Genomic DNA, 16609 nt, shown 5'->3' with positions numbered 1-16609 from the left:
GTTGGCCCAAGCTGCGGGTTACCCCGCAATCTTGTCGTGGGGAACCCCTGGCCCACGGTGGAGCTGGCCCCGAAGTCAGGGACTGGTGCCAGGGTGGAGCCTGGAGGCACGGATCGTCGTCCACCGCGGTCGTCCGCGCAGGGGCATCGGACCGCGTCGGGGTCGGCTACCGCCGGGGGGTGGCTGGCCCCGACGGCCGTCCGGGCCGGAATGCGAGGGCCCCTCCCAATCCGAATAGTACCTGCGAGTACCGTCGGACAATGGAGACCGGGACGGCGCGCGACGCCGAACTCGCGTCCGCGCTGCGACTGTCGGTGATGCGTCTGTCCCGACGGATGCGCCAGGAGCGATCGAGCCAGCTCACCCCCACGCAGACGTCGGCCCTCGCCTCGCTGGAGCGGCGTGGGCCCATGACACTGGGTGAGATTGCCGCCCACGAGCGGGTCCAACCGCCGTCGATGACGCGAGTGATCGCCCATCTGGCCCTGGAAGGCCTGGTGGAACGCCGGTCCCATCCCACCGACGGGCGGCAGGTGATCGTCGAGGTGACTGACCGGGGACGGGCGCTGCTCAGCGACGACCGGCGGCGCCGGGACGAGTGGCTCACCGACCAGCTGGCCGCGTTGACCGCGGACGAGGTGGCCGCGTTGACGCGGGCCGCACCCGTCCTGGAGGCGCTCGCCGGCTCCTGACGGCCGGGTCGGTCAGGTCGGTCAGAGCTCGACCCAGCCGCCCCGGCGTTGGGAGGTACCGGCGGCGGCGATCAGCCGGTTCGCCGCGAGCAGGTCGTGGAACGTCGCGCCCCGCACGAGCCGGGTGTCGTCGAGCTCGGTGACCCGCACGACATCGTAGGTCGCCTCCATCAGGCCGGGGCGGGCGGTCGCGGCGGCCGGCATGACCAGGTCACGCACCCCGTCGACGTCCTGGCGGCGGATCCGGCGCCCCTGCACGACGACCCGGCCCGCCTCGCCGCACACGGTGATCGTGGCCGTGTCGAGATGTCCGTTCATCCGTTCGTTGACCAGGACGGTGGCTCCGCTCGAGGTGAGCAGGGCCAAGGTCACCGGCGCGTCCGGGGTCAGGGTGGGGGCGGGCATCGCCGCCGGGTCCGCGCAGACCGCCAGCACCTCCCCGCACCAGCGCATGATGAGGTCGACGATCTCGACGCGGCCGTTCGGCCCGGTCGGCGCCCCCACGACGGTCATCTGGGTCAGCCGGCCGAGCGAGGACACGGTGGCCGCGACGTGCGTCGCCGCCGGCCAGGCTCGCCCGTCCAGAGCGACGACGTGGGCGAGGTCGCCCTCCTCGGCGAGGTCGGCGACGGCGCGCAGGGTTTCCGCCTCGGCGCTGGCCGGGCCGGCGAGCAGCACGTGTAGGCCGACCTCGGCCGACCGCCGGGCGATGATGTCGGAGCCGGGCGGGCGGGTCTCCACGCAGACCGCCTCGATGTCGTCGGACAGCATGGCGATCGGATCGGCGTAGGCGCGGGGGACCCCCGCCTCCGCGGCCCAGGCGAGCGACTCGAGGGGTTCCGGTGCCAGCAGGCCGACCACGTCGACGCCGGCCTCCCGCAGCACCCCGGCCGTGGTGCTGTCGGACCCGTCGGTGACCAGGGCCATGGCGAGGGGCAGATCGGGCTGGCGGCGCCGGTGGGTGCGGCGCTGTTCCCGCCAGCTCACGGACAGCACCGGATCACGCGGTGGCACCATCTCGGGAAGCGTCGTCACGGTTCGATAGTGCCCCCGCCGGGTCGCTCTGGTGGGCAGCAGCGCCAATTGTCACGCGGAGCTGACGGTGTCGGGATGCGCGCCGCCGGCTCGGCCGAGGAGGTGGGGCCACGATGACACGCAGACTCAGCTCGGGCACCCGCGCCATCCTGAGGACGGCCCGACCCGGCGCGTCCGCCCGCACCGCGGACGGACGCGATCCGGACAGCCCGGGGACACCGCGCTGACCGCCCGGCTGTTCGTCGCCGTACTGCCACCGGCAACCGTCGTCGACGCGTTGGCCGTCGCGACGGCTCGGGCCCGGCGGGCGGCGCCCGAACTCCGCTGGTCCGGGAGTGACCGGTGGCACGTCACCCTCGCGTTCCTCGGCCCGGTGCCGGACGAGCGGCGGGTGGAACTCGACGACCGGCTTGCCCGGGTGGCCCGCCGGCACGCCCCGATCCCGGTGGAGACCGTCGGCGGGGGGCGGTTCGGCGACCGTGTCCTGTGGACCGGCGTGCGCGCGGTGGCGGGCGGCGCGGCCGGGCTGACGGGGACCTCGATCGGCGGAGATCGGGCCCTGGTCGCGCTGGCGACGGGGGTGCGACGGGCGGTGGAGCGCGCCGCGGTCATCGGCGCGGACAGCCGGCCGCTGCGCGCCCACCTCACCCTCGCCCGGGTGCCCGGCTCCGTCGATCGTGACCTGGAGACGCTGGTCGGGCTGCTGCGGGCCGACGTGGCGCCGCTGCCGTGGACCGTCGACCGGATCGTGCTCATGCGCAGCGTCGACGGCCCGCCGGGCAGCCCCGTGGACTACCAGGAACAGGCCTCCTGGCGGCTGACCGGCCGCCGAGGGCCGGCCTGACCGGTCCTGCGGTGTGCGGGCCTGGACCGGGGCCCGGTCACCGCGGGACCGGGCCCCGGTCAGGGCTCCAGCGTCGGGTCCACAGGGCGGTAGCGGTAGCCGACCCGGCGGATCGTCTCGATGCGGTGCCGGTGTTCCGTACCGAGCTTGCGCCGCAGCCTGGTGACGAGAACGTCGACGGTGCGCAGGTCGGGAGCGGAGTCGTCGTCCACCCGCCGTCCCCACACCGTGGACAGCAGGGCCTGGCGGCTGTGGGCCTTCTCCGGGTTGTTGACGAAGAAGTCCAGTACCTCGAATTCCAGGTAGGTGAGCTGCAGGGCCCGGCCGTCCACGGTCGCGAGCCAGGTGGTGCGGTCGATCCACACGCCACGGCGGGGCGGGGCCGCCGGTTCGGCGGGCCGGATCGGCCGGGTGGCGAGCCGGGCATGGTTCGGCGGGGTGGGCAGCGGTGTGCGGGGCAGGGTCGCGGTCCCGGCGGCTGAGCGGGACGGCAGGGCCGCCAGGCGGGGCGCCCGGTACGGGAGGACGGTCGTTTGCGGGGACATCGCTGGCCTTTCGGTCAGTGGTATGTCCGGTTGCCGGGAGCCAGATGGTCGCGGGCCGGATGGTCGGAGTCCGGAGGGGTGGATCATCGATCTGGTCCGGTGGACCTGCGCCGGCCCGCCCCGTCTCCGCTGACAGGGGCGTCTGGAGGCTGGTCCTACCGGTGTCGCACAGGGGATCCGGGTGATCGCGGTGACTGCGTCGGGATCGATCCGCCGCGCGGCGGTGTCAGCGGCTCCGGGATACGCGGGCCGGCCTGACGCTCGGGGGATACGGCGGTGTTCGATCGGTCCGGGCCGGCGGCAGGGCGGCCGGCGGGTGCTCAGCCAGCCGGACAGGCAGCCGAGGCGACGCGGAGCAGATCGATGTGGCTCCGGGTGACCAGGATCAGCCGCTTCAACACAAGAGCAACGGAAACACACGGTTCCGGTTGTAGCCAAGGGCAGTTAACTGTGACTTGCTTCACATAGTCGGCCGGGGAAGTGGAGAATGGGCCGGAAAGCTGGCCGAAACCAGCTCCAGCGGCGCGCCGTCACCCGGTGGCCCGCCAGCCGCAGGCCGGCAGCGCGCCCGCTGTCCGCCTTCCGCCTTCCGCTGGGCGCTGGGCGGGCGGCCGGGACCGCTTCCGTCCGCCGGGAACCGGGCCGCCGGTGGACCGGAGTAGCGTCAGCCGGGATGAACTCTCCAGCCAGCGGAGACGGTGCCGCCGGGGACAGCGCGCGCGGTAACGCCGCCCCGGCCACACCCGACGCGGCCGGCCCCGTGCCGCCGGCCCACGCCTCGCCGGTCGGCGCCTCGCGGGTCGACACGATCGACGATCTGCCCGCGCCCGAGCCGCTGCCCTACGACGGCGTCGCCTCGGTGGCCGTCGGGACCGTCCTGTGGGCGCTCGCCGCCGTCGTCATGCTGTTCTTCCTCGACGATCTGCGCGACGACGGACACCTGTGGTGGCTGGCAACGGCGATCTGCGGCTTCGTCCTCGGTCTGGCCGGCCTGTGGATCGTCGTCCGGCGCCCGAGCCGCCTGCGCTGAGCGTCGCGCCGGCGGCCACGGCGCGAGGCCGCCGGCGGGGGCGGCGGTCAGGTCTCGTCCAGGTCGTCCTCCGCCCCGCGGAAGGCAGCGCCGTGCGGGTCGCGGAGCTCGGCGGCGAGCGCGTGCCGGCGATCCCACTGGCCGCCCCGCCAGGCGAGTGCCCGCGCCAGCGCGTCCGGCCCCGCCTGGGCGTCCACGTGCACCTCGCCACCGATCCCGCCGACCACCCGCCACGGCACCGGGGTCGGCCGTCCGGACAGGTCCTCGACCAGCAGGGGGCGGTGCACGAGGTAGGGCGTGCCGTCCGGGGCACGTCCCGACTCCTCGGCGGTGGAGACGACGTCGCAGGGACCCGTCTCGGCGGCCAGCGGCACCCCGAGGACGTGCGCGACCTCGGCGGCCCGGTCGAGCGGCAGCCGTAGCGCCCCGCGGCCGCCCACCAGCCGGAGCAGGTCCGGGGCGTCCACGACCACGGCCTGCTCGCCCGGCACGACCCCGTCGGGCGTCCGCACGGTCAGGGGTGGATCGAACCGCTCGTCCCGGGCGGTCCGGTGGGGCGCGGCCAGCATCCGGGCGACGGCGTCGACCGCCGCGATGTACAGGATCCGCGCGGCGGCCCACGGGATCTCCCGGTCGGCGTCCCCGAGCCGGTCGAGCAGGTCCATCACCGCACCCAGGTCGCCGAGGACGTCGTCGAGGGTCAGCCGGGCGCCGAGATGGCGAAGGAAATCGTCGTCGACCCCGTCGAGCGGAGCCGCGGGGGCGAACAGCCCGGCGAGCAGCGGATCCGCCGTGGCCAGCAGCAGTTCACGGGGCGGCAGCGCCGGACCGCCGAGCACCGGCAGCACCGCGTGCCGGGCCAGCCACCAGCGGGTGTAGGACGGCTCCGGGGTGAACACGACCTCGCGCAGCGGCGGCCGGGCCAGGTGGGCGAGTGCCTGCGGCCAGGACCGCGGGTTGACGAGCTCGAGGTCGCGGACCGCCGTGAACACGCCGATCATCGCCGGTGCCGGCGGCCCACCGGCCGGCGGACGGCGCAGGTTCACCGAGTCCCCCGGCGCGCCGTGATCGCCGGCGGCGACGTCGTCCACCCAGGTGTCGCTGTCGTCGAGGTCGAGCAGGATCTGCTCGTCGGCGTCCAACGGCAGGTCGTAGGCCCGCAGCACGCCGAACGAGTGCAGCACGCCGACCCGTTCGAGCACCTCGGCGGGCCAGGCCCGGGCCAGCTCGGCGGACAACGTCGAGAACGGGGCGTCCTCGTCGAGGACCTGATCCAGCGGACCCCCGGCGACGAGCAGCTCGCCGGCCGTGGCGAACTCGCCGTCGGCGCTCGGCAGCAGCAGGTCCTCCAGCCAGTCGAGGCCGGTCGCCTCCTCGCCGGCGTCCCGGGCGAGCGCCAGCACGGCGCCGGCCAGGGCGAGCAGATCGTCCGGATGGTCGTCAGGGTCGGCGTCGAGGACGGCCTCCCGGACCGCAGGGTCGCGCAGCACCCCTGCGGGGGTGCCCTCCACCGCGCCCAGGGTTCGCAGCGCGTCGCGGGCGGCGTCGGCGCATGCCTCGGGATGGACCACCCGCAGCGGCAGGCCGGAGCGGACGAGGGCCACGATGTCGAGGTCGGGGGTGGGCAGCAGGGTGCCCCGCGGGCCGGTGACCATCCGGACGCCCAGAGCGGCGTCCTCGTCCATCACCTCGGCGAGGGGCACCGGCAGCGCGCCGAGCGCATCGCGGTCAGGCGCGCTGACCAGCAGCGAGTAGATCCGTCCCCACCAGTGCGGCGGACGGGTGGCACCGGACAGCAGCTCGACCAGCGTGGCGCTGTCCACCCGGCGCACCCCCAGCAGGTCCAGCGCCGACCGCCACCGCCGGGAGGCGTAGGACGCCGGCAGCAGGCCGGGCACGAGCGCCGCGTCGTCGATCCCGTCGTCGATCCCGTCGGTGGGCCCGTCCGCGGACGTGTCGGCGGGTTCGCCCAGCAGCTCGGTGACCGCGTCGGTGGCGGGTCCGAGATCGCAGACCGAGCACTCCCAGCCGCGCCGGCCGCCGGGGAACAACGCCGCCTCGGGGAGCTGCCGCAGCAGGACGTCCCGCAGCCGCCCGTCGACCTCTCCGCGCGGCAGCCCGGTCGGGACGATGGCCAGGGCGGTCCGCGGGTCGGGTGCCCCGATTCGGGCGACGCCTGACCTGGCTGCACCGCTGTCCGTGGCCGCGTTCTGGGCAGGTTCGTCCAGTGCGTCCCCGGTGCCCAGACAGGCGGCGAGTGCAACGATGGCCGCGGCGAGTTCGTCGGTCAGCCAGTCGCGCAGCGGGCCGGCGATGGTGTGCCGCCGGGAGGGGTCCAGCGGCAGCTCCACGCTGGCAAGGACGGGCAGGGACAGCGGCTCGTCGGTAGGCTGAGGGGCACGCAGCACCCGGGCGACCCCGTCCGGCCAGTCACCGTCGGGAACCATCGCCCGGGCAGTGAAGCCGGTGCGCTGACGTTCCTCGACGGGCCGGTCGGCCAGCAGTCGGGCGGGAATCGTGCCGAGCCGGGCAACACCGCGCCACCGCTCACCGTTCAGGTCGGCGATCGCGACCTGCTGGCGTGGCGTGTTCTGCCCGCCCGGGTCGGCCCGTTCGCCGTCCGGACCGCCGCGGATCCACCGGCAGGTAATCGTCCGCATCTCGCCATCGACATCGACAGTGATCTCGCCCGGCCCGCCGAGGACCAACGGCAGGGTCGGATCGAGGCCCCCGAGCAGGGTCCGCGCCAGCTCCGCCGCCGCCGCGTCGCGCAGTGGCAGGCGCACCACGGTGTCGTAGCCGGGCGGGGGCGGCGGGGCGGTGATCGCGAACGGCAGCCGGAGGATCGGCGCGGCTCCGTCCCGTCGGGCCAGCTCCGCGGCCAGGCCCGTCGCCGGGCCACCGGTCGCGCCGCCGCCTTCCGTCGCCGGATCGAGATTTGTTACGTCGCCATTCGTTACGTCGCGTCGAGTTTCGTTGTCGACGTCCTGGTGAAGGCCGGGGCGCAGCGCGGTGACGGCGTCGATGGCGGCGGTTCGCGACCAGGCGACCCCGGTCGCGGGCTGGTCGGTGGCGGGCTGGTCGGTGGCGGCGACAGCCGAGACGATTGAGGGCTCATCCGTCACCGCCAGGACGGCCGCGAACCCGGCTCCGAAGCGCCCGATGGCCGTGGTGTCCCGCTTGGAGGAGGCGCGCAGGGTCGACAGAGCCTCGACCCCGGCGGCCGACAGCGGCGCGCCGGTGTTGGCGACCTCCAGGAGGCCGCCGGGTCCGGCACCCGGCGCGGTCGGAAGCGTGGTCAGCCGCAGGTACGTCCGCGCCGGGACGCCGGCCTCGCGGGCGGCGTCGAGCGCGTTCTGCAGCAGCTCGACCACGAGACGGTCGCGGTAGGCGCCGAGGGCCGCGTCCTCCTCGGCGTTCGCGTCCTCCCGGAAGCGGGCCGGCGAGGCGCCCCACGAGTCGAGCACCCGCCGCCTGATCGCGTCGGCCCCGTATCTGTCGGTCCCATACCCGTCGGCCGCAGCGCGTGCGGTGGTCACTGACACGGCTCCATCCTTGTCCCCGCCGCTCGGTCGGGGCGGCACCGGTCCGCGCGGGCAGGTCGCGCCGGCGCCGGGCAGCGTGAGGAGCGGGGCGGTCGGCCGGCAGGATGGATGGATGGCTCCCCGAACCCGTCGGCGGGACGCTGCGGCGGCCGTGCCCGAACTCGCCGATGCCGTCCTGGCCCAGTGGCAGAAGATCGTCGACGTGGTCGCCGTCCTGCCGGACGATGCGCTGGCCGCGCCGAGCGTCCTGCCCGGCTGGACCACCGCGGACCTGGTCATGCATGTCGCCAGGTCCGCGACGGCGGTGACCGAGGCCCTCGCCGAGGTGCTGCCAGGCACGGCCCCGGCCGCCGCCCGGCTGCCTGCCGGGCCTGCCGGCCGTCCCGTCCCGGCGACGGACTACCTGAGCGGAACCGGGGTGCGGGCCGAGGAGGTCGCGGGCACCGCTCGCCGGCTGGCGACGGCGGTGGGGGAGGCCGAGGCACGCCCGCGCCTCGCGGCCGAGGTCGCCACGGCAAGGGCGGCGCTTGCCCGACTCGCCGGCCCCGGTCCGCTGCCCGGCCCCGGGCCCGGGCCCGACCTGGAGATCAGCACGGATCCGCTGGTCATGACGCCGGGCGGGCCGATGGTGATGACGGAGTTTCTGCGCACCCGGGCAGTCGAGGCGGTCGTGCACGGGCTGGACCTCGGCGTCGAGCCGGAGCGGCCGGCGCTGCGGCTCGCCACCAGGCTGGTCGCCGAGCTGTTCGCCGCGCGGGTCCCGGGCCACGCGGTCGAGCTGCGGGTCCCGCCGTTCGCCGCCGTCCAGATCGTGGCAGGCCCCCGTCACACCCGGGGCACGCCGCCGAACGTCGTCGAGGCCGGCCCTGTCCCCTTCCTCCTGGTCTGCGCCGGGCGGCTGGCCTGGGCCGAGGCGGTCGCCGACGGCCGGATCACCGCCAGTGGGGAACGTGCGGACCTCTCCGAACACCTGCCGCTGCTCTGACGGCTCGGCGCCACCGGGTCCTTGCCGGGTCCACGCCGGCTCCATGTCGATGTCCGGCAGGTCCGGGTGGGGTGGCAGGTCCGGCAGGCACCGCACGAGTAGCAAGGGCCGATGTGCGTCGTCGCTGCTAGCGTGGACGTTGGTTGCTGCCGGGCGAGGCGGTGGCCGGGCCCCGCCCGCGGCGTGTCCCGTCCCCGCGGTGGACGGGCTCGGCGCGGACGCGCGATCCGGCGCCCGCCGCCTCCTGCCGGTGTCCCTGACCAGTCGAGGAGTCCTGGTGTCAGACGTCGCCGCTCGCAACGGCTCCCCTGAGGCGTGGTCCGAGCTGTCCGACGATCCCGGTCCTCGGGACGCCTGTGGCGTCTTCGGAGTCTGGGCTCCCGGCGAGGATGTCGCTAATCTCACCTATTACGGACTGTATGCGTTGCAGCACCGTGGCCAGGAGGCGGCCGGCATCGCGGTCGGTGACGGGCGCACGGTCGTGGTCTTCAAAGAGCTCGGGCTCGTCGCGCAGGTCTTCGACGAGGTGAAGCTGTCCAGCCTCAGCGGCCACGTCGCCGTCGGTCACACCCGCTACTCGACGACGGGCTCCTCGACCTGGGAGAACGCCCAGCCGTCCTATCGCACCTCCCGCTACGGCGGCCCGATCGCGCTCGGCCACAACGGCAACCTGACCAACATCGTCCAACTGGCCCGGGAACTCGGCGCCGGCCGGGACCGGCTGCGGGCGACCACCGACTCGGACCTCATCACCGCGATGCTCGCGGACCATCCCGGCCCGACCCTCGTCGACGCGGCGATGGCCGTGCTGCCCCGGCTCGCCGGCGCGTTCTCGCTGGTCTTCTCGGACGCCTCGACCCTGTACGCGGCCCGGGACGCGCACGGCATCCATCCGCTCGTGCTCGGCCGCCTCGCCGAACATCCCGACGGGGCGTGGATCGTGGCCAGCGAGACGGCGGCCCTCGACATCGTCGGCGCGACCTTCGTGCGGGAGGTCCAACCCGGCGAGATGATCGTCATCGACGCGGACGGTGTGCGCTCGCACACCTTCGCCACCGCCAATCCGCACGGCTGCCTGTTCGAGTACGTCTACCTTGCCCGGCCGGACACCGCGATCGCCGGCCGCTCGGTGCATGCCACCCGCGTCGACGTCGGCCGCCAACTGGCGCGGGAGGCCCCGGTCGACGCGGACCTGGTCATCCCCGTGCCGCAGTCCGGGGTGCCCGCCGCCGTCGGGTACGCGGAACAGTCCGGCATCCCGTTCGGCGAGGGCCTGGTCAAGAACTCCTACGTGGGACGCACCTTCATCCAGCCGTCCCAGACGATCCGCCAGCGCGGCATCCGGCTGAAGCTGAACCCGCTGCGCGAGGTCATCGAGGGCCGCCGCCTGGTCGTCGTCGACGACTCGATCGTGCGGGGCAACACCCAGCGCGCGCTGGTGCGGATGCTGCGCGAGGCGGGCGCCGCCGAGGTCCACATCCGGATCTCCTCCCCACCGGTGCGCTGGCCCTGCTTCTACGGCATCGACTTCGCCACCCGGACCGAGCTCATCGCCAGCGGCGCGGGGGTCGAGGAGATCCGGGTCTCGCTCGGCGCGGACTCGCTGGCCTACGTCTCGCTGGACGGCCTGATCGAGGCCTCCCACCAGCCGGCCGGATCCCTGTGCCGGGCCTGTTTCGACGGCGAGTACCCGGTGCCGCTGGCCGAGACCGACAAGCTTGGCAAACACCGGCTGGAGGAGACCGGCGGGGCGCGCACCACCGCCGAGATGATCGCCGAGGCGATGCGCCGCGAGGTGACGCTGGGCATGAACGGCGCCGATCCGTCCCCGGACGGGCACGACGCCGATCTGGCCGAGGCGAGGCCGGCGTGACCTCGGGGGAGCGGACGTCCTACCGCGCGGCCGGGGTGGACGTCGTCGCGGGGGACCGAGCGGTCCACCTCATGCGTGGGCACGTGGCCAGGGCCACCCGTCCGGAGGTGGTGGGCTCGCTCGGTGGTTTCGCCGGGCTGTTCGCCCTGGACACCAGCCGGTACCGGCAGCCGCTGCTCGCGTCGTCCACGGACGGCGTCGGCACCAAGATCGCGATTGCCCGGGCGCTCGACACCCACGACACGGTCGGCATCGACCTGGTCGCCATGGTCGTCGACGATCTCGTCGTCTGCGGGGCCGAGCCGCTGTTCCTGCTCGACTACATCGCCTGCGGCAGCCTCGTGCCCGAACGGATCGCCCAGATCGTCGCGGGGATCGCGACGGGCTGCGAGCAGGCCGGGGCGGCGCTGGTCGGCGGGGAGACCGCCGAACACCCCGGGCTCATGGGCAGCGACGACTACGACCTGGCCGCGACGGGGGTCGGGGTCGTGGAGGCCGACGCCGTGCTGGGGCCAGAGCGCGTCCGGCCCGGGGACGTGGTCGTCGCGATGGCCTCATCCGGCATCCACTCCAACGGCTTCTCGCTCGTACGTCACATCCTGAGCGGTCCCGTCGATTCTGACCAGCCCGGCGGGGTCTCGGTGGCCGCTGCGGCCGGGCTCAGGTCGTACGTCCCGTCTTTGGGCGAACCGCTGGGCAACGCCCTGCTCACCCCGACCCGTATCTACGCCAAGGACTGCCTGGCGCTGGCGGCGGCCGTCGAGGTGCACGCCTTCGCCCACATCACCGGCGGCGGGCTCGCGGCGAACACCGCCCGGGTGATCCCCGCCGGCCTGGTCGCGACGCTGGACCGGGCGACCTGGCCGGTGCCGCCGATCTTCGCGCTGCTCGCGGAGCGGGGCGAGGTCGCCCAGCCGGACATGGAGAACACGTTCAACCAGGGTGTCGGGATGGTCGCGGTGCTCGCGCCGGAGGCCGCCGGGGACGCCCTGGCGCTGCTCGCCGAGCGTGGCGTGCCGGCGTGGCTCATCGGCTCGATTGGCGAGCAGTCCCCGGCTGCGGCCAAGGGAAGCGGCGGCGCGGTCGAGGCCGCAACTGGCGAGGGTCGGGACTCCGCCGGCGCGCGGCTGATCGGCCGGCACCCCGCCTGACAGCAGAGGCTGCCCGGCCGCGAGCGACCTGCGCGCGGCCACGGCCGTGGCCGCGCTGATGCGCCCAGCGAGGCCGCTCGGCTGTACCCACCGGCTTCTGCCCATGGCAGATCGGCGTGGCTGCCGTGACAGGCTCGCGGGCAGCAGGGCATGGGCCACTCTCAGACCACGCCACTATGCGGCGTCAGCCGGCCAGGCCGGAGGCGCCACGGTATGACAGTGATCGCCCAGACCGGAGCCTGGGCGACTGCTGTCGGCGACGACACCGCGGTGAGCCTTCCGCGGCGGGGCGATTAACGGCGTGACGCTACTCAGCGCGAGGAACGACGATCATCCTCGTCGTCTGCGTAGGCGTCATAGCCATAATCGTCATCTGTATGTGCTTCGTCGCTGGTGCTCTCGCGCGTCGAGCCCGCGCCCAGATCCGCCTTCAATCGGTCGAGATCCATATTGGGCGAGTTGTACTTGAGCTCGCGGGCGACTTTCGTCTGCTTGGCCTTAGCTCGGCCGCGCCCCATGGCTCGACCCCCTCGAACATGACGACGGGGACCCGCCCCGGTGCTCTCACTGTCTCGTGCTTCCCGAGACTACAGGGACCGGAGCCCTCTCGGCACGCCAACCCGACAGTTGCCTGTCCTCGGACAAGATGTCCACGATCGGAAGCGCTCCGTGAAGCCGCCTGTCCTGCGGTTCACGTGGGGGATCGGGGCCGCCCGGCGGGCCGGCCGAGAGATGGCCGACCCCCGTCCTATGTGGCGACCGTCACGTTTTGCTGGACGCCGGGAACCGGCGCCCACGGGCTGACTGCCGCCCCCCGACTGCCGCCCCCCGACTGCCGCCCCGACGGCAGGACCGCGCCGCTGGGTGCCCCAGCCCCACCACGCCCCAGCCGCCCGACCCATGCAGGCCCTGTCCGGCTGCGCCCCGCCTCCGCCGGATCCGACCGCTACGCCCAAGAAGGGCGCTCAGAACGCCGTGGACCGCGCGGACGACCGCCGGCGAGGTAGGCCGCACCAGCGCGGCGGCCAACCCGGACAGGACCGACGAAACGGCCCCTACGGCAGCAGGAAGCGGCGTAGGCGCCCCACATCGGCCATCCGGCGCTCGGCGAGCCGTTCCGCGGCTTCCACCGGTGTCACGTTCTCGTCGTCCGCGAGGCGGAACACCTCGGCGGTCGTGTCGAGGATCCGGGCGGCCCGCGCCCGCGCGCGCTGGGGCGAGTACCCCTCGATCTCGTCGGCGACCTGGATGAGACCGCCGGCGTTCACCACGAAGTCGGGCGCGTAGAGCACCCCGGCGTCCGCGAGCCGCTGGCCGATCCCGGGCGTCGCGAGCTGGTTGTTGGCGCCGCCGCAGATGACCGCTGTCCGCAGCCGGGCGACGGTGTCGTCGTTCAGGGCGCCGCCCAGCGCGCAGGGGGCGTAGACGTCGAGCTCGAGATCAAGCAGCTTGTCCGGATCATCGACGATCTCCACCTTGGGCGCGTCGGCGGCGAGCCGGGCCAACGCCGACTTGTCCACGTCGGTCGCCACCACCGAGGCGCCGTCGTCGACGAGATGCGCCGCGAGCCGGCTGCCGACCTTGCCGACACCGCTGATCCCGACCCGCCGCCCGCTCAGGCTCGGCGTCCCCCACCGGTGCCGCGCGGCCGCGCGCATGCCCTGGAACACCCCGAAGGCGGTCAGGACGCCGGAGTCCCCCGCCCCGCCGTGCTCCGGGGAGCGGCCCGTCACCCAACGCGTCTCCCGGGCGATGACGTCCATGTCGGCGACGTAGGTGCCGACATCGCAGGCGGTGATGTAGCGACCGCCGAGCGAGGCGATGTGGCGGCCGAAGGCTCGCAGCAGCGCCTCGGACTTGTCCCGGGTCGGGTCGCCGATGATGACCGCCTTGCCGCCGCCGAGATCCAGCCCGGCGCAGGCCGCCTTGTAGGCCATCGCCCGGGAGAGCGCGAGCGCGTCGGCCAGGGCGGCGCCGTCGTCGTCGTACGGGTGAAAGCGGGTGCCACCCAGGGAGGGGCCGAGCGCGGTCGAGTAGACCGCGATGATCGCCCGCAGGCCGGTGGCTGGATCCGAGCACAGCAGCACCTGTTCGTGTTCGCGAACAGCGCCGAACAGCGATGACATCACGCACCTCCTGGCGGCTGGCCGACCTGGCCACGCGCCGGACGGCGCGCGCCCGGACCGGCCCGCCGAGCCCGCTCGCCGCAGCGCGCAACCGCGCCGCACGGCGCCCGGTACGGTGCCGGTCAGCACCCGGTCGCCCCTTGGCGCACCCTACGGCGGCGGTAGGCCGGACGGCGCCCGGTTGGTCGTGCCAGGATCGAGCCATGCCAGGTTCCAGGGCATCCGCGTGGGTGTCGTCTGCGGCGCCCCGGCGCTCGTTGAGGGACTTGTCCCGATATGGCGGGCGCGCCGTGCGGGCGCGTCCGGTGCTGCCCCCGAGGATCGCCGTGGGGCCGGGCCCGCGTCGGCGGCCAGCGGCGGCCGTGGCGCTCGCGGCGGTCCTGGGGAGCTGAGATGGCTGTCGTCTCGCCCGCGGCCTATCTGCGGGTGTATGAGCCCCTTGCCGCGTTTCCGGTCGCCGAGCGCGGTCGCTGGCAGCGGTACGCGGCGGCCGGGCCGCCGTCGCGCCGGGCCGGATCCCGGCGGGAGCGGGTCGTCTCCATGCTCGCGGCGGTCCGACCGACCCTCGACGTCGCCGACGAGTCGGCGTTCGTGCAGTGGATCGACGGGTTGATGTTCGTGTGCCCGTGGTCGACGCAGATGCGGGTGTGGCAGGCGGCGGTGGAGTTCCGCGGCGCGCTGCCCGAGCGGGTCGCGGAGGCGTTCCTGCCGCGGCGGCTGACCGAGCCGGCCGAGGTCGAGCTGGACCGCTGGAAGGCGCGTCGCCCGATGCTCAAGGTCCACGTGCAGACGTCCACCTGGATGGTGCCGCCGCCGTGGTTCCTGCTGTTCGACCCGGCCGAGCGCTCGCTGGTGACCGGCGACACCGCCGAGCGATCGATGATCTACCGGACGACGATGAGCCTGGCGCGGCGCCGGGCCAGCCGCGCGGTGGAGGCGGTGGAGACCCTGCGGTCCGGTTCGGCGGACGCGCCCGCCGTCGAGGGCATCGGTGATCTGGCCCGTTGGCTGGGGTCCTTCCATCCGCAGAGCAGGGTCGAACTGGACTACGACGGGCTAGTTGACCTGCTCGACGATGACATGCTTCGGGGCGACAACTCCGTAGAGGACATCGTCGAGGCTGTCAGCGCGTTACGCCGTGGGCGAACAGACCTAGCGGTCGAAGCCTACGAACGGGTCCTCATGAGGTGGAGACCCTTGCAGGCACGGGAATCCGCAAGCTGATCGACGCATTCCGTTAACAGAGAGTCGCCGTCTGCTTCGGACGAGCTGTGACTAGTCAGCAGATGGTCCTGACGTGCCATGTCCGAAATGCCCCCGAAGGATGCACGATCTGTATGGGACGGAGCGACGCTCTGTGACGGGAGGCCAACACAATGACGACACGAACGCCGGACGCCGAGCCACTGCTGACGCCCGCCGAGGTAGCCACGATGTTTCGGGTTGATCCGAAGACCGTGACCCGGTGGGCGAAGGCCGGCAAGCTGACGTCGATTCGGACCCTTGGTGGGCACCGCCGGTATCGGGAGGCCGAGGTGCGTGCCCTGCTCAAGGGTGTTCCGAGCATGGGAGGCGACATCTAGATCGTTTTCGCCCGGCGGGTGGCCGGCAGGCACCATCCCGTCCCGTCCGCGCGCGGCTCGGAGACCCTGCGGGGTCCCGGTGCTCGCGCCTGGCGGCGTGGGATCGACGGTCGCTGACACGACCTTCGGGGGGCCTGCGAGACGCACCCTTGGGTCATCAAGTGTGAAGAAAGTGCAAAAATCTGGATTGCCAGCCGCGAGACTGGCATCCGGACCCGCGCGTCGAGACTGCGCGCGTCAAGGACCACCTGAGCACCGGGAGGGCACAGGGTGGACCTGTTCGGGGAACCGGCGGACGGCCCAGGCCGTCCGCCGGGCTCGTCCGTGCGCCTGCCAGGCCGCCCCACGGCCTGGGAGGCGTCTTCGGCCGTTCCCGGCTTCCTGCCGAGCACCCGGGCGTTCCGCTTCTCGAACGACTTCGCGGCGCAGCCGCTGCTCGGCGTCCGCGCGCCCGGCCTGCCGTGGGGCATCGGTATCGGCGACGCCAGCCGAGGCCTGTGCGGAGGAATGATCTTCGCGGTGCGCGACCTCGCCGAAGCGCGCCTCGACCCATCGCCGGACCCGACGCCGCCGGCCCGGGGCAGCCCGCTGTACGCGTATCTGGTGCGCCGGCTGTTCGACAGCTTCGACCTGCCCAGAGGTGTCGCCCGCTACTACGGCCTCATGCGCGGCCCCGACGCTGGCCCGCGAGGGCGGCCGGGCGTGGGTGCCCGCAGCCTCGCCGACGAGTGGCCGCGCATCCGCCTCGACCTCGACACCGGCCGGCTCGCACCGATCGGGATCGTCACGGTCCGCTCGGCCGACCCCCGCCAGCTCGGCCTGAACCACCAGGTCCTCGCCTACGCCTACCGCCAGCTCGGCACGGTGGTGACCTTGCGCGTCCACGACCCGAACACCCCGGTCGCCCGAGCTGACGACGTCACCATGTCGTTCGATCTCGCCCAGTTCGGCGGCCTCGCCGCGGTCGGGGCAGGTGGCTCCGGCGCGGAGGCTGGGCCGGCGCGTATCGACCACTCGATCGCGATCGGCGGCCGGCCGGTCCGCGCGTTCTTCCACTCCCGCTACCGCTGGGCCGACCCGAGCCCGGCTCTGCGGTGACTCCCAGCGTGATCGGACGACAAGGGGTTTGTCGCCCACCCGGGCCATCCCCTATGCTGGCAGTGCTACAGATGATCGAGGTCTGGTCGGGCGGATGCCGGG

Annotated in this window: 14 protein-coding genes; 9 read left to right on the top strand and 5 right to left on the bottom strand. The window is 73.9% G+C overall.

What is annotated here, in order from left to right; translation table 11 throughout:
* Positions 1 to 260 precede the first annotated feature (260 nt).
* Complete coding sequence (locus MXD60_RS10970; RefSeq protein ID WP_248818912.1) at positions 261 to 692, top strand: MarR family winged helix-turn-helix transcriptional regulator; 432 nt, start codon at positions 261 to 263, stop codon at positions 690 to 692.
* Positions 693 to 713: 21 nt separating this feature from the next.
* Here MXD60_RS10970 and MXD60_RS10965 read toward each other — a convergent pair whose 3' ends face one another.
* Positions 714 to 1727 carry a Gfo/Idh/MocA family oxidoreductase gene (locus MXD60_RS10965; RefSeq protein WP_248818911.1) on the bottom strand — a complete coding sequence of 338 codons (1014 nt, stop codon included), beginning with the start codon at positions 1725 to 1727 and terminating at the stop codon, positions 714 to 716.
* A 67-nt stretch (positions 1728 to 1794) separates the two neighbouring features.
* Here MXD60_RS10965 and MXD60_RS10960 point away from each other — a divergent pair, with 67 nt between their 5' ends.
* Positions 1795 to 2571 (top strand): 2'-5' RNA ligase family protein, encoded by a 777-nt coding sequence (locus MXD60_RS10960; protein ID WP_308222433.1) that lies wholly within the window; start codon positions 1795 to 1797, stop codon positions 2569 to 2571.
* 59 nt (positions 2572 to 2630) lie between these two features.
* On the opposite strand, the gene MXD60_RS10955 is transcribed toward MXD60_RS10960, so the two are convergent.
* Complete coding sequence (locus MXD60_RS10955) at positions 2631 to 3116, bottom strand: winged helix-turn-helix domain-containing protein (protein WP_248818910.1); 486 nt, start codon at positions 3114 to 3116, stop codon at positions 2631 to 2633.
* A gap of 673 nt (positions 3117 to 3789) precedes the next feature.
* Here MXD60_RS10955 and MXD60_RS10950 point away from each other — a divergent pair.
* Positions 3790 to 4146, top strand: a complete 357-nt coding sequence (locus MXD60_RS10950; protein ID WP_248818909.1) for a DUF2530 domain-containing protein — start codon at positions 3790 to 3792, stop codon at positions 4144 to 4146.
* Between the two features lie 47 nt (positions 4147 to 4193).
* Here MXD60_RS10950 and MXD60_RS10945 read toward each other — a convergent pair whose 3' ends face one another.
* The gene (locus MXD60_RS10945; protein WP_518467726.1) at positions 4194 to 7691 is read right to left on the bottom strand and encodes a sacsin N-terminal ATP-binding-like domain-containing protein; all 3498 of its coding nucleotides are present in this window, start codon (positions 7689 to 7691) and stop codon (positions 4194 to 4196) included.
* Positions 7692 to 7803: 112 nt separating this feature from the next.
* Between MXD60_RS10945 and MXD60_RS10940 the strand changes: the two genes are divergently transcribed.
* The 3 genes from MXD60_RS10940 (at position 7804) to purM (ending at position 11700) form a co-directional block, all read left to right on the top strand.
* Positions 7804 to 8676 (top strand): sterol carrier family protein, encoded by an 873-nt coding sequence (locus tag MXD60_RS10940; RefSeq protein WP_248818908.1) that lies wholly within the window; start codon positions 7804 to 7806, stop codon positions 8674 to 8676.
* A gap of 277 nt (positions 8677 to 8953) precedes the next feature.
* Entirely contained in the window at positions 8954 to 10549 is a 1596-nt protein-coding gene (gene purF, locus MXD60_RS10935) for an amidophosphoribosyltransferase (protein ID WP_248818907.1), read from the top strand.
* Positions 10546 to 11700: a phosphoribosylformylglycinamidine cyclo-ligase gene (purM, locus tag MXD60_RS10930; RefSeq protein WP_248818906.1), complete on the top strand. Its 1155-nt coding sequence runs from the start codon at positions 10546 to 10548 to the stop codon at positions 11698 to 11700. The genes purF and purM overlap by 4 nt, the downstream gene beginning before the upstream one ends.
* 311 nt (positions 11701 to 12011) lie before the next feature.
* Here purM and MXD60_RS10925 read toward each other — a convergent pair whose 3' ends face one another.
* Together MXD60_RS10925 and MXD60_RS10920 are read right to left on the bottom strand one after the other, a co-directional pair.
* Complete coding sequence (locus tag MXD60_RS10925; RefSeq protein ID WP_248818905.1) at positions 12012 to 12218, bottom strand: DUF3073 domain-containing protein; 207 nt, start codon at positions 12216 to 12218, stop codon at positions 12012 to 12014.
* Between the two features lie 537 nt (positions 12219 to 12755).
* A complete protein-coding gene (locus tag MXD60_RS10920; RefSeq protein WP_248818904.1) occupies positions 12756 to 13826 on the bottom strand; it encodes a Leu/Phe/Val dehydrogenase in 1071 nt (356 codons plus the stop codon).
* A 393-nt stretch (positions 13827 to 14219) separates the two neighbouring features.
* Here MXD60_RS10920 and MXD60_RS10915 point away from each other — a divergent pair, with 393 nt between their 5' ends.
* The 3 genes from MXD60_RS10915 (at position 14220) to MXD60_RS10905 (ending at position 16507) form a co-directional block, all read left to right on the top strand.
* A complete protein-coding gene (locus MXD60_RS10915) occupies positions 14220 to 15050 on the top strand; it encodes a DUF8083 family protein (RefSeq protein WP_248818903.1) in 831 nt (276 codons plus the stop codon).
* Positions 15051 to 15202: 152 nt separating this feature from the next.
* Complete coding sequence (bldC, locus tag MXD60_RS10910) at positions 15203 to 15409, top strand: developmental transcriptional regulator BldC (RefSeq protein ID WP_248818902.1); 207 nt, start codon at positions 15203 to 15205, stop codon at positions 15407 to 15409.
* 330 nt (positions 15410 to 15739) lie between these two features.
* A complete protein-coding gene (locus tag MXD60_RS10905; RefSeq protein WP_248818923.1) occupies positions 15740 to 16507 on the top strand; it encodes a hypothetical protein in 768 nt (255 codons plus the stop codon).
* Positions 16508 to 16609: the final 102 nt, after the last annotated feature.

The organism is Frankia sp. AgB32 (genome assembly GCF_023243045.1).
Lineage (GTDB): Bacteria > Actinomycetota > Actinomycetes > Frankiales > Frankiaceae > Frankia.
The sequence above is the reverse complement of the archived record's forward strand: the minus strand, read 5'-3'. Positions and strand labels throughout refer to the sequence as shown.